Source organism: Morganella sp. Je.2.23 (assembly GCF_051129855.1).
In the GTDB taxonomy this organism is placed as follows: domain Bacteria; phylum Pseudomonadota; class Gammaproteobacteria; order Enterobacterales; family Enterobacteriaceae; genus Morganella; species Morganella sibonii.
Genome location: NZ_JBCPSQ010000005.1, coordinates 89,786 through 104,408, shown reverse-complemented (window position 1 = coordinate 104,408; position 14,623 = coordinate 89,786). Strand labels below are relative to the sequence as shown.

At 50.5% G+C, this 14,623-nt stretch carries 5 protein-coding genes; 1 reads left to right on the top strand and 4 read right to left on the bottom strand.

Annotated elements, in window-relative coordinates; all coding sequences use genetic code 11:
* Window positions 1-266 precede the first annotated feature (266 nt).
* From pgtA to AAZR23_RS15770, 3 genes are read right to left on the bottom strand one after another with little or no spacing between them, the layout of a single operon-like run.
* Window positions 267-1,514: a two-component system response regulator PgtA gene (gene pgtA / locus AAZR23_RS15780; protein ID WP_046894656.1), complete on the bottom strand. Its 1,248-nt coding sequence runs from the start codon at window positions 1,512-1,514 to the stop codon at window positions 267-269.
* Window positions 1,507-3,510 carry a two-component system sensor histidine kinase PgtB gene (gene pgtB / locus AAZR23_RS15775; protein ID WP_434693648.1) on the bottom strand — a complete coding sequence of 668 codons (2,004 nt, stop codon included), beginning with the start codon at window positions 3,508-3,510 and terminating at the stop codon, window positions 1,507-1,509. Before pgtB ends, pgtA begins: the two co-directional genes overlap by 8 nt.
* Window positions 3,507-4,727, bottom strand: coding sequence for an ABC transporter substrate-binding protein (locus AAZR23_RS15770; protein ID WP_181257599.1), 1,221 nt, complete (start codon window positions 4,725-4,727; stop codon window positions 3,507-3,509). The genes pgtB and AAZR23_RS15770 overlap by 4 nt, the downstream gene beginning before the upstream one ends.
* A 562-nt stretch (window positions 4,728-5,289) precedes the next feature.
* Between AAZR23_RS15770 and pgtP the strand changes: the two genes are divergently transcribed.
* Window positions 5,290-6,693, top strand: a complete 1,404-nt coding sequence (gene pgtP, locus AAZR23_RS15765; protein ID WP_107679208.1) for a phosphoglycerate transporter PgtP — start codon at window positions 5,290-5,292, stop codon at window positions 6,691-6,693.
* A 111-nt stretch (window positions 6,694-6,804) separates the two neighbouring features.
* Here the strand turns inward: pgtP and AAZR23_RS15760 are convergent, their stop codons facing one another.
* On the bottom strand, window positions 6,805-14,166 hold the full coding sequence (locus AAZR23_RS15760; RefSeq protein ID WP_434693644.1) for an autotransporter outer membrane beta-barrel domain-containing protein: 7,362 nt from the start codon (window positions 14,164-14,166) through the stop codon (window positions 6,805-6,807).
* Window positions 14,167-14,623: the final 457 nt, after the last annotated feature.

Here is a 14,623-nt window from a genome sequence, read left to right as displayed (position 1 = left end):
AAAGCACTTATTGCATGTATAATGTGACAAATAGTTTCAGAACAGGCGCATTTATTGTTAAATAACCACCCTCTAAAGCGCACAAATCGCTAATTCTGATAATTACATTAGTGGTAGGCGATATATTTCAATTATTAACCCTATCACCAAATAACAAGAACAAATCATTCAAATTTTTTAAATTAAAAAACAATAAAAATAAAGAAAAAAGCCGGTTTATTTTTCATAAACCGGCTTACGGAAGATAGTTATCAGATTTATTTATACTATATACGGTAGTGATGCTTATCCAGTCCGTATTTCTTCATCCGCAGATAGAGTTTTTTACGCGGGATTTGCAGATATTCAGATACATCGTTGATCCGCCCCTGATGGATATTCAGGGCTTCAGTGATAATCTGCCGCTCATAGCTCTCCACCCGCTGATCCAGTGCCGTGGGAGCCACTGACGGTAACAGCGGGTTTGCGGTATCCCCCATCGGCATAATCCCGACGGCATACAGTTCTGCCGCATTCGCCAGTTCACTCACATTACCCGGCCAGTGCCGCCGGGTGAGTTTTTTCACCAGCGCTTCCGCAAGATTCGGCAGCGGATGATTCAGACGGAAACAGGCCTGCTCCAGATAATAGCGGAATAACGGTGCGATATCGGCTTTGCGCTGGGATAACGGCAGGCAGGCAATCTGTGTCATGGAGAAGCAATAATAGAGTTCGGCAATAATCTTCTGCTGTTTGGTCAGCATAATCAGCGGTGTATCTGCGATACCCACCAGCCGGAATGTCCGCTGCTCCTGGCGGATATGCTGCACCAGCCAGCGCTGCTGGCTGAGCGGCATCAGATCGATATTTTTAATCACCAGCGTGCCGTCCGCCACTTCATCCAGCCAGGCGTCCAGCGGAATATCCCCGCCGCTGAACAGGGTTTTGATCACCAGCGGCCCGCGTTTATTGGTACTGATCTGATGCAGATAGCGCGCCAGGTAAGTCCGGCCGCATCCCAGCTCACCATGCAGAAATACTGCCGCATGTGTTTCCGCCAGTCCCTGAAGCTGCTGACGGACATGCTCTGTCCATTCGCTTTCACCGGCAAAATTCAGTGTCAGCTGTTCTGAACTCCAGCGGCGCTGAGTCACCCGCTGTTTACGGGCCGTCAGTGCTTTTTCTGTCAGCGTCAGCAGATACTCCGGGTCCACCGGTTTCTGCAGAAAATCCCACGCGCCCTGTTTGACCGCTTCCACAGCCATCGGTACATCACCGTGACCGGTGATCAGCAGTACCGGCAGGTATTTGTCTTTCTCCAGGAATAATGCCATCAGATCAATACCGGAGCATCCCGGCATACAGACATCGCTGAGCACAATACCGCACCAGTCACGATGAACCAGCTCTTTGGCCACCAGCGGGTCATGGCAGGCATAAACACGGTATCCGGCCTGTTCCAGCAACATACAGTAAGCTTCCAGGACATCCGTATCATCATCAATTAATAAGATATCGTAGTTATCATCAAGCATATTCAGTTACCTTTTTAAAGCTCAGGATCACACATCCGTTGCGGGTCAGTGTGGATGCGATCAGCAGACTGCCGCCCAGCTGCTGCATAATCGAGCTGCTGACTGACAGGCCGATCCCCAGGCCGATTTCTTTACTGGTCGTGAAAGGTTTCATCAGTGAGTCCGCCAGTTCCGCCGGCCAGCCGCAGCCGTTATCACTGATAAAGAGAGAAAGTTCCGTGGCGGATTCCGTAAAATCAATCACAATTTCCGCTGCCGCCGGCGATGCATCCAGCGCATTGGACAGCATATTGACCAGCACCTGCTGTATCCCGATAGCATCCCCCTGTACCTGCGGCAGGAAGTCCGGCTGATGCAGGGTGACATCGCGCATTTTGTTCTGTAACGCCAGGATATCCCAGGCATCCTGAATGCTCTGGTGCAAATCAATCGGCTGCAATGTCGCACCGTCGTCCCGCCGCCGGGCAAACTGGCGCAGGGAGCGGATAATGCCGTCCATCCGGGTGATCAGCTGTGCGGACTTATTCAGTGCGTTTACCGCATTGGTGTTCCCTTCTGTCGCCAGCGCCCGCTTCGCCATATAGATATGCATGGATAACGCATTCAGCGGCTGATTAATTTCATGCGCCAGTGTGGTCATCGTCTGCCCGACCACCGCCAGCTTGGCGGTCTGGATCAGTTCATTCTGTGTGGCGCGCAGATTCTCCTCAATGGCTTTTCTGTCAGTGATCTCCTGCACCAGCTGCACTTTCTGCCGGTTGATCTGGTTGAGCGTCTGACGCAGAAGCATCGCCACGCGGCCGATTTCGTCCCGTCCCTCAACCGGAATATCCGCCGTCAGATCACCCTGTCCGATCCGCGCAACGGCCCGGTTCAGAACCGTAAAACGCCGGACCAGCCGGGTGCGGATAAAATAGTGGTTAAAGATCACCGCCAGCAGCAGAGCCAGCAAAGCGGTAATAATAATGATGGTGCCGCTGTAACTCATAATGCTGGCAAGATGGTGATTCAGGGACTGTAACTGGCTGTGGCTGTTATCGAGCTGAACATCCAGCTGGGTGCGGAACCGCTCCAGAATACGCTCTTTCTCCGCCGTGGCCGCCGCCAGTTCCGCTTTCGCCGCCCGGTAATTTTTCAGTACACCGGGCATTTTGCTGTCAGACAAACCGATATCCAGCAGTTCATCAATAGTCTGCCGCAGTGTTACCGTGCTCGGATACAGATCCAGTGCGGCTTCATTTGATTCCGCTCCGGACTTCAGATAGGTGAGATAACGGACATAACTGTGTGAGTCGGTGCTGCTTTCCGTATTTTCATTCTGCTCATCACGCAGACGCCCGGTCAGATCATCCATTATCTGTCCCTCCAGCCGTGCCAGGGTGTAAATCAGCTGCAGCTCCCCCTGCACTTTGCGCAGACTGCCCTGTAAGGCGATAGCCCGGGACGGGTCCTGCTCTATCTGATCCAGCAGTGATCCCTGCTGCCAGCTGATATCCTGTGACAGCGAACTGAGCTCGGTATTGAAATCATCATGCAGCCAGGCGATCCGGGCAGACAGCGTATTCACATTCTCCCGTGCCAGAAACAGGGTATACAGCGCATTATCAAGACGCTGCAAAAGTGCCTGTCCCTGCTGCACAATCGCGGCGATCTGCACCTGATCCTGCCCGCTCAGTTTCCGGTTGATCGATTCGATCTGTGACAAATGAAGTGTGATCTGGTTGCGCAGTTGCAGACGCGCCACCGTATCCGGTGCTTTCAGGAACTCATTCAGTTCATCCACCAGCGTGTTCAGTTGTCCTTCGATCAGAAACGACGCCTGAATACGCGGGAAATAATCGCCCAGCGCATAACGGATCTGCCGGTTCTGCGCCTGCCAGGCGTACAGGCTCACGCAACTGACAATCAGCGTCATCAGTGTGCCGATCACAAACGCACCGCGCAGAATAGCACTGATACTGAAACGGCCGATAAAACGGGAAATACGGTGTTTCATCGGACTTTTTCCAGTTCAGCAATGGCTTTTCGCTGCTGTTCGCGGAAGAACTGCTGCCAGCGGATATATTCTTCCTCGGCTTTGCGGTTATCGTCAAAGCGGGAGTAATAAGCCGGGTCAGCGCTCTCCTGTGCCGAAACCGGCATGGCCGTCAGCAACGCCCGGATATGCGGCAGCGGCCGTTTCACACGGGCTTCCGCTGTGTAAAGCGCACGCCAGGCATCAATGGATTCAGTCAGGCGGAAGGTGATCGCGGTGTCAAACAGCTGCTGCACCATACGCTGGCGTTTGAGTACCAGATTCTCATCCATCTGATACGGGGAATTCAGCAGACGGCGCTGCACCGGCTCACGCGGATTTTCCCGCGGCAGCGGAGTGACCGGATATTTGCCGGTGCTGCTGTCAGCCAGGACTTTCTGTCCCTGTTCGCTGAGCAGAAAACCGATAAACGCACGGGCATTCTCTTTATTCAGGCTGTAACGGCTGATCGCAACAAAAGTCGGGGATGTGGCGGAATCCGGCAGATAATTAAACGCCAGCTCCGGATCGCCGAGCAGCAGCCGGGCGTAGTTATCAATCACCGGGGCGGCACCGCCCAGCCCGGCTTTGATTTTGTCCGCCACACCGAAACTGCGTGACGAAATCGTCGCCAGGTTACCCGAGATATTCAGCAGCAGTGCCCAGCCCTTATCCCAGCCGCGCTGCTGTAACAGTGACTCGACCATCAGATGATACGTATCCGAGCGTGACGGGCTGCTCATCAGCAGTAATCCGCGGTAGCGGCTGTCTGTCAGGGAGTCCCATGACACCGGAACCGGCAGGTTATTTTCCGCCATCCGCCGTTTATTCACCAGAATCCCGTAACCGGAAAAGGCCACCGCCGCCGCATTATCGCGCAGCCGCAACGGCACCAGACGCCGCGAAACGTCCGGGAGTCCGGAGAGTTCCGCCAGCCGGTCATGTTCCTGCAAATGCTGCAATAACATCGGGGATGAGGTCACCACCAGATCAACATCTTCCAGTGCCGGGGTATCCAGCAGACGCTCCAGTGCCGCACTGGTGCGGTTAATCGTCCGGATACGGGCTGCACCGGGCTGCTGCTGCCAGCTGCTGATAATGTGGGCAGTCGCTTCCGGTGAAAACGTGGTGGCAATCACCAATTCATCCTGTTTCGCAGCAGCTGACAGGCTGAATATCAGCGCGGCGGCGGTTATCATACAGGCCGCAAAGCGGCGGATTCGGAGTTGTGGCATAAGCTGAGTTCTGTATTCGTTTGCGGGGTGTGACTCACATCAAAAAAATGACATCTTTTTCAGTTTGTCGCAAAAGCCTGTTTGAGACAAATATTACCCGTTTGTTTACCGGCATCAGTAACGCAGTTATTAAAGGAAATAACAAATGGGCTCGGTAATTTGCGTGAAATTTTAAATCGTCGTCATAAACAGATAATAACAATGCAGGAAACAATAATAGCAATAAATCACAGGAACAACAAAATAAGAATAAAAGCCTTACAGTTCAATATAAAAGCTATTCATTCACTTTCACTTATCATTCACTACATTGATTTTCCTTTCTGTTTCATAACGATACGAAGCAAACATATAAATAAACTTATTTGTGTCAGTTTATGCCTCTCATTTTTAATATTGAGTCAGAAGTGACTCAAAACCATGATATTGAGATATTTATTCAGGCGGAACATGATAACCCTGTCAGAAAAAAAAAGACCATACATACAGTAATCCTATTTTAAAATACATTTCTGCAGGTGAAATTATGCTGTCATTTTTAAAGCCGGCTATGGCAAAAAATAAAGTAGCACCCGGAAAAGTGCCTGCCACTTACAAACGTTATCGCGTTCAGGCATTGCTCAGCGTGTTCCTCGGTTACTTAGCGTATTATATTGTCCGTAATAACTTTACGCTCTCCACTCCGTATCTGAAAGAAAACCTCGATCTGACCACGACACAGATCGGTATGTTAACCAGCTGCATGCTGATCACCTACGGGATCAGTAAAGGGATTATGAGCAGCCTGGCAGATAAAGCCAGTCCGAAAGCCTTTATGGCCTTTGGTCTGATCCTCTGTGCCATCGTTAACCTCGGTATGGGCTTCAGCAACGCGTTCTGGCTGTTCGTCGGTTTCGTTGCCCTCAACGGCCTGTTCCAGGGGATGGGCGTCGGTCCTTCTTTTATTACTATCGCCAAATGGTTCCCGCGCCGTGAACGCGGCCGTATCGGGGCGTTCTGGAATATCTCCCACAACGTCGGCGGCGGTATCGTTGCGCCAATCGTGGGTGCGGCATTTGCGGTTCTCGGCACTGAACACTGGCAGGCGGCAAGCTATGCGGTTCCGGCTGTTATCGCGGTAGCCTTTGCGGTGATCGTCCTGCTGCTGGGTAAAGGTTCTCCTGAACAGGAAGGCTTACCGGCTCTGGCTGAAATGATGCCGGAAGAAGAAGTGGTGTTATCTGACGCTCAGAAAGAGCAGTCTCCGGAAAATATGACGGCATTCCAGATTTTCTGCACCTATGTGCTGAAAAACAAAAATGCCTGGTATGTCTCTTTTGTTGATGTGTTCGTGTACATGGTGCGTTTCGGGATCATCAGCTGGCTGCCGATTTACCTGCTGACCGAGAAAAACTTCAGTAAAGATCAGATGAGTGTTGCGTTCCTGTTCTTCGAATGGGCTGCAATTCCGTCCACCCTGCTGGCAGGCTGGCTGACCGACAAACTGTTCAAAGGCCGCAGAATGCCGCTGGCGATCGTCTGTATGGTTCTGATTTTCTTCTGCCTGATCGGTTACTGGCAGAGCCAGTCCCTGGCTGTCGTGACCTTCTTCGCTGCGGTTGTCGGTTGCCTGATTTATGTGCCTCAGTTCCTGGCATCTGTTCAGACCATGGAAATCGTACCAAGCTTCGCGGTCGGTTCAGCTGTTGGTTTACGCGGCTTCATGAGCTACATCCTGGGTGCAACCCTGGGTACCACTCTGTTCGGTTTCATTGTTGACCGTATGGGCTGGCACGGCGGTTTCTATCTGCTGTTAGGCGGTATCGTCTGCTGCATTATCTTCTGTGTTCTGTCTCACTTCGGTGCACTGGAACTGGAACGTAACCGCCAGCAGGCACTGTCAGAAGAAAAAAGCAAAAAAGCTAAATTAGAACCCGCTTCTGCAAACTGATTTCACACTGTTAGTTACCCTTTCGCGCCGCGGCGCTGACATCAGGAAAGTTATTGATAAAAAAAATCCCCCTGTGGCAACACAGGGGGATTTTTATCTCAGCGGTTCAGCTTATTTCCACTGGTATTTCACACCGATCATCGCACGGTCACCGGAGTAATTATCCGCCCCCATCTGGTGAGAGACGTTACCCCAGACGGTCCAGTCTGGTGAGATTTGCCCTTCCACACCCGCTTTGATTTCCACCCGGCTGGCCGGCATATCATCATTGAAAGTGTAGTGCTCGTTGAAGGTCATATCACTTTTCGCATTACTGTACAGCCAGTTAACCTCAACAAACGGCTGAGCGGATTTATCGGACTGTTTCTGGTTTGCGTAAGTCAGGCGGGCACCCAGACGGGTATCCACACTGTTGCTGCGCTCACCTTTCATTTTCAGTCCGGTACCGTTACTGCTGTCATCCGCATCATAAGAGTTGAAGATAACCTGTGCCTGTGGTGTCAGCAGCCACTGTTTATCCGCATCCGGTTTGTAGACCGCCATGCTGTAACCGGTTTCCGCAGAGACACTGATTAAGTTGCTCTTATAGTCGGATGAGTTACCCGCCACAGAGACTTTGTTATCAAACCAGGCATACTGCGCCCAGACATCCGCATACGCATTGTTTTCATCTTCACGGTTCTGATACCAGGTACCGTATAAGCCGACGCTGTATGCACGGTCAATTTTGGCATCTGATTTCGTCCCGGTCCGTTTGGCGGTACTGGTGTAATCGGATTTACCGATAGCCCCCATAATACCGCCGCGGATTGTGGTGTCCTGCGCATCATTGTTCCAGCTGATGATATCGCCGCCCAGCTGCGTGGTGTAGGTATCCCCTTTGATACGCATGGAACGGTTAACCGCATCATGACGCTGACGGTCACCGGTGATGCGCAGCCAGACAGAGGAGGCATTATCATCCCCTTTGAAACTGTCGGCATAGTGCGGTTCACCCAGACGATCATGCAGGGTCATGGTAAACATACCCAGTGCTGCGGTACGGTTCGCCATATAACCACCGGTACCCGGGTTCACGTTACGTTCCGGATCTTCCTTGTTTTCATCCGGCGGATAGATATTGGTATCGAAGGAATCGAGATACCAGCTGTCATCTTTATACCCTTTGTGTAACAGGTATTCGTACACCCCGATAGCAACCGGCCCGCCCAGTTTAAAGGCATCTTTATCTGATTTTCCGCCGACATGAACCACTTTAATCGCATCCGGCTGTTTCAGGGTATCCGCCCCTTCACCGCCCGCGTTATTAATATTCAGCGTGGTCGCACCGTTTGCACCGGTTCTGACATCACCGTCAACCACCAGCTGGTCAGTCATGGTTTCCTCATGACCTTTGTTCAGCACGGTGTTCAGTGTGATCGAACCGCCGTTCGCCGTGAAATCACCGCCGACATTCAGACGGCTTTCTGTGTCTTTCTGACTGGCAAGCCAGATACTGCCGCCGTTGTTGACAAAATTACCGTCAACACGATATTCAGTGGCACGGCCGAGATCTTTCTTGTCCAATTCACCGACATAGAACTGACCGGCGTTATTCACATTACCTTTCAGGGTTCCCTGACCGGCAAATGTGCCCTGACTGCCGATATTGACCTGACCGCTGTTCATCACCAGCGCAGAATCGTAGCTGCCCGCCTGTAATGCCCCGTTCAGGATCTCAGTGGTCCCGGTATATTGTGCGGATTTGTCCGTCAGCGTGATACGGCCCGCGCCCTGTTTTACCAGAGTCCCGCTGCCGGTGACGCTGTTGGTCAGATCCCACGCCTGTTTACCGTCATTATGCGTCAGTACCAGCGTACCGGCGTTTTCAATCGCCGCACTGCCGATATGCTCTGCCTGTGAGGCACGCAGTGTGCTGTCAGCATCTGTGGTAAAGCGTCCGCTGAAGCCGCTGTTATCTGCCGTCAGTTGTGCATCCGATTTCTGTGCGATTTCCGTGGTGCCGCTGCCGGTCAGCTGATTACGCAGCAGACCCTGTGCACCTTCCGTGCGCAGTGTGCCGGCCACCGCAATCAGGCTGTCGCCCAGACCCGCGATATTGCGGATAGTGATCTGCGCAGGCTGATCGATGGTCACGGCGGAATGCATCCCGTTGTTCGCCCCGGTGACAGTCAGCGTGTCATTATTGACCACCAGCTGACCATCCTGAGTACCGCTCAGATAGCCGTTTACCTCACCGCCGTTTTTCACGGTCAGTTTACCGTTACCCAGTGAAACCAGACTGTTTGCCGCAGACGTGAGTTTCCCGGCGGTCTGTTCTGTACCGGCGCCGGCGGTACTGGTCAGCTCAGCCGCAGTGCCGGATGCCAGATCCAGTAACTGCGTGTTGCCCAGCACATTATCGGCTTCTGCCCGTAATTTGCCGTGACGGACAAACGTGCTGCCGGTGTAATCATTATTGTTATTAGACAGCGTGACATATTCGCTTGCGGTATCAATCGCAAGATCACCCTGTCCGGTGATTTTCGCCCCGAGGTTAGCCGCCGAACCGGATTTTCCGGCCTGTGCCGCCAGCACCAGTGCATCACCACCTTTGCCCAGCAAATCCACTTCAGTCAGCTGATAAGCCACATACAACCCGTCAGCTTTACCACCTGCCTGAGCACTGGTCTGTAAGCCGTAATCATAGGTGCCTTTCGCAACAACGTTGCCGTCCTGGCGCAGATCCTGCTCTGTTTTGGTATTTGACGGGATCACATTGCCGTCTTTATCGGTCAGCTCCAGATTCAGCCCGCCGGTGTAATCCGAGGCCTGACCGGCATTCACCAGCTGAGCGACGGAATCACCCTCATCCTGCTCCAGAAGAGGCACTTTATTATTGGCTGACGGCGCCGGCAGGTTATCAAAACCATCCGCTTTCACCTGAACAGTCCCTTTGGCGTTATTCAGCTCCAGTGAATTCACACTGATATTGTCATCAATGATCCGGCTGCCGGTAATATTGTCTTTAAAGGCCAGCGTCCCGCCGCTCATTGCCAGACGATCGAATGACTGTGTACCGACGCCCTCACGGACGGTCGCAACAGATTTATCACCGATATCCAGACGGGATTTTTGCAAGGCACGGGTGTTATCACCGGCGATATCAAACGTACCGTTTGTCAGACGCAGTGTGCCGGCGAAGTTATTCCCCGCAAAATCCGCGCTCTTATTATCAAAGGCAAATGCCTGTCCGCCGGTTGCCGTCGTGACCAGACCATCACCCTGTAACTGATGAGCAAAGGTATGCGCGTTATCCCGGTTGATAAACAGCTCACCGCCTTGTTTCACTGTGATACCGTCATCTGTTGTCACTTCATTCAGTGTGATATCGGTATTGCGCAGTTCGAAACGGCCTTCTTCAACATTCAGCTTTTCAAAGCCGCTGATTTTACTGCTGTCCTGTAATACATAGTGGCTCGATTTCCCTTTCAGCGTCAGCGTATCCTGCGCACCACCGCCTGCTGTCAGATTACCGAACAGCGCACTGCTTTGTACGGCAGAGACATTTTGCAGAATCACGTTGTTGCGGCCATTACCGAGCATACCGTTTTCCAGTTGCGTACCACCATTCAGAGTGAGGGTATTATTCCCGTGACCCGTCATCAGTGTGTCAGTCTTAGCAGCATCCTTCATTTCAATGGTGTTATTACCGTTACCGGCGGACAATATTCCGGTTTCTGCGCCGCTGCGCATCGTCGCGGTATTGTCGCCGTGACCGGTGATAAGCTCGCTGGTTGTACCGCTCAGATCAATCCTGTTGGTGCCGTTGCCCAGTATGGATTTTCCGCTGATAGTCCCGCTGTTGCCGAAGCTGATATTGCTGTTCTGACCCGCATCAACCGCGATGCCGTTTTTTATATCCGCCGCAATAATTTCGCCGCTGTTGGCGAAGCTGAACGCATTTTTCAGCGCGGTCAGATCCACCACACTGTGGCCGGACGCTGACGTCAGTTTGCCGCTCTGTTTGATAGTTTTGGTCTGACCCAGCACCACCAGTGCGGATTCACCTTCCGCAGACGCGATATTGACATTCATACCGCTGGTAACATTACCGGACGTATTGGTCACGATACCGTTACCGCCCTTATCTTCCACATTGATAGTGGTATCTTTGGCACCGGAGGTATCGAGATCGCTTTTCGCCATCGTCATACCACCTTTGCCGTCATCCGCTTCCAGTCTCAGACCGGAGGCCTTTTCACCGCTGACCGTGATCGTGCCGCTGCCCTCTAACTGAAACGCACCGGCATCATCATCAACATTCAGCAGATGCAGACCGCTGCCGCTGCCGGTAACGTCGATATTGGCGTTATTCAGCTTCACGTTTGAGCCGGAGTGTGCCCGTACCGCATCTGCCGATTTTTCACCGAGAATAGTACCGTTGCCGCCGATCGTCATTGACGCATCTTTGTTCAGGCGGACAGCCGCGATACCGTCATTGGCGGTAATTTTACCGGTATTATTCACAACAGAATTTTTACCGTAAATATCAACACCCACACCGTTAACCATAATACCGGCCTGTTCGCTGTTATTTACCGTCCCGCTTTCCGCGCGGATACCGGTGGCATTATCTGCGGTGCTGAAATCAATATCACCGTCATGATTAAGCACGCCGCCATTGATCACTTTATAGCCGATGGCATTCTTCGCGATGTTACCGCCCGCAGCGCCTGACTTAAGATTAGCGTGGGATATCAGTGTGGTTTTATCCGATCCTTGTGCTATCTGATTACCATTAAGATCATAGTAATTGCCGTCGATCACCGCGATGGTTCCGTCTTCGCCGGTAACATTAATCGTGGTGGCTTTATCCAGAATCACTTTGTCATCCGCACCGGCACCATTTGCCAGATACAGACCGGTTGCGCCCTTACCGTTAACATTCAGCTCCATATCGCCGGTTTCAACTTTCGTTCCTTTATCGGCAATATAAAAACCACGGCTTTTTTCACCATTGATATCAAAACGGTAGCTTGTACCGGCATCTTCCCGTGCCAGGAACTGCGCTTTCTGATCGACACGGAACAGAGTGGAATCATTGTTATCCAGCGTCAGATTCACATCACCGCCGCCGAAATTAATACGGGAACTGTCCGTTTCATCCGCACCTTTACGCCCCGCAATCCAGTAACCGGTCTGGTTGACAGAGTTTTTATCAAATAATACCTGCCCCTTATTAAGATCAATTTCACCACCGATACGGGCAAATACCCCGACAGTGTTATCGCCTTTCAGTTCGACTGTACCGCCGTCAATAATGACTTTGGCTGCATCCGCGCGGATACCGGTTGTACGGGCCGGTTTAACACCGTTGGTCACTTTACCGGTGTTATTAGCGATAACCTTACCGGTATGCTTAATGGTTGAGTTGCCCAGTGCAAACAACCCGATAGAGCCTTCTCCGGACACATCAATAAGGCCGCGGTTTTCGATAACATCGTTCTTCCGGTTGTCTCCGGATACCCGCATCCCGACACTGTTTGAACCCGCGTTATCAATTTCACCGTTGTTGATAACCGTCAGCTCAGAATCGTTATTACGGCGGGTTGTTGAAGCCACATTGATACCCACGGCGTTACGCACACCTTTGCTGATATCAATTTTACCGTTATTCACAATGTTATATTTTTCGCCTGCCGTGGTTTTATCATCCAGCAGCGCAGCAACCGCATTCGACATAAAACGCATGTCCCAGGTATTATCCGGACTGCCGCCCTCCAGGGTAACACCCGCTTTACCCATCAGGATCCCGCCTTCGTTGGTAAACGATGCACCGGTTATTTCAACCCCGGTAACGGTCCCTTCTCCCCGGCCGATTCCTTTCTGCCCCAGACGCATAACCGCACCTTTTTCATTGGTAACAACAGCTCCGCCGGATGCAGAGATCCCGGTATTCGCAGTGACATCTTTATCACCCGGATCATTATTGGCGAGATTAAATGCCTCAACGGCAATGTCACCCAGGTTAGTGTATTTTGCATTATTCCCGGTGACCTGATCACCGTGAATACGGGTCTGACCATCACCCAGCAGCAATGTGCCGCTATTGGTAAATTCCGCATTATCGATTAAGGCGTTCTGACCTTTATAATTGGGCACTGATGTGGTGGCTTTATGAAACACTTCTGCGCCGTCATGAGCAAAAATATGATACGCCCTGTAACGACCTGAATCTGAAGCAGTTTCACCACGAATATCCGCACCGTCCTCAATATTGAGTACACTGCCTTTACCCTTAGCCTCAAAAACGGAGCGTCTGCCGATATCTGCCATCACCGCCTTATTCAGATTGATATCTTTATTTTCCAGCCATTTAAGGTCGATATTCACATCATAATAATCTTTATCCTGCGGACGCGGGACAATGGTTGCTTCAATCAGTGATTTGTATTCAGCGCCGGGTAAAACGTTCTCTTTAACCGCTTCGATCAGCAGGGCGTTATAAGCTTCCAGCCCCTGTTCATCATGAATGATAAACGTATCACCGATTCTGTAAGTCAGTCCTTTCGAATCAACAAAATCATCCAGCTCTTTCGGCAGGTCTACACTTTCAACCAGCTGATTTTGCGGCTGAAATTTATAATTATACTGACCGGATGATAAGTTCATGCCGTACGCTTCACCGAACGTGACATGCAGCTTACTGGTGGTGTTGATCACCGCCGATTTGCCTGCCTCCGCTTTGGCCACAAACAATGAGCTGTCTTTGATATGATTAATCGTCCAGTCGACATTGTCAGCGGCGGTCATATTCAGCGTGCCGTTATTAACCTCAGCCAGTGTCAGATGATAGAAAGGCGATAATTCCGGCTGTTTTTCCAGCAGGTAAACACCCAGTTGCGGGTCGATTTTGGTTTTGAAAGCATCCGGTTTATACACCTGCATAACGGCCTTTTCACCGTCTTCGTTCGTCCAGGTGATTTCTTCCATGGCTGACGTGTTGTGCGGAACAGACCAGTCCTCAATCGTACCCAGAGAAACATCACCTTCCACCGCTTCACCATTCCGGTATTCTGTAATGGAGATAACCTTATTTGTTTCAGTATTCTTATCCCACAACTCCTGCAAAGAAAACCAGGTTTGCTGATAATCAAGGTTATTTGTGAATTTAGTATTTTCGTTATTTAAATTAAGATCTTTAACACTGCCACCGTTAATAAACCTGGCTTGTGATTTCTCGTTTGAATTATTTATCCATGTTTTAGTTGTACTGTCATATTGTGCAGGGAGATACTCAGTTTCTAACCATTGCGCCGCAGAAACATCCGGGTCATCTGCCTGTGCAGATACGCTCAGCCCGCTCCCCATCAGCATTACCAGAGATAACAGTGCCAGTTTTTTCCCTTTTTTTGCACCCTTTGCGAATTCAGATGCGACAACAGAATTCCCTGTCCGTTGATTTTTTACGACTTTGAATATTTTATTCATTGTTTATTTTTCTCAAAATTGAAGGACGTGAATACGGAAATTCCGGGTGCAGGAAACCCTGACGCATTTAATGCATCACAGAAAAAAATGTACCGTCATCTGAATCACTGACGGCTATAAACGCGATTGGGTTATTTAATTAATTTATTTAACGTTCACCTGAATTGTCCTGTATCCGGACTTAGAAAATTTTACTTATGGTTGAATCGGCGGCGTATTATAGGGAGGGGATTTCGAATGTCTATAGCGGTTTTAGGAATCATCCTAAGCTAAATTTACTACAAAATAATCGTAATAAGATAAATAACCATAAAAATACAAATGGAATGAGTAAAAACTAATGGTATGTTCTGATGAGTAATACTACTTATTTTAACCCGAATATTGACTTCGTTAAGATTTTAAACCCGAGATAATACTAATTTTCAAAATTTAATTTCAATTAAATATCAAATAT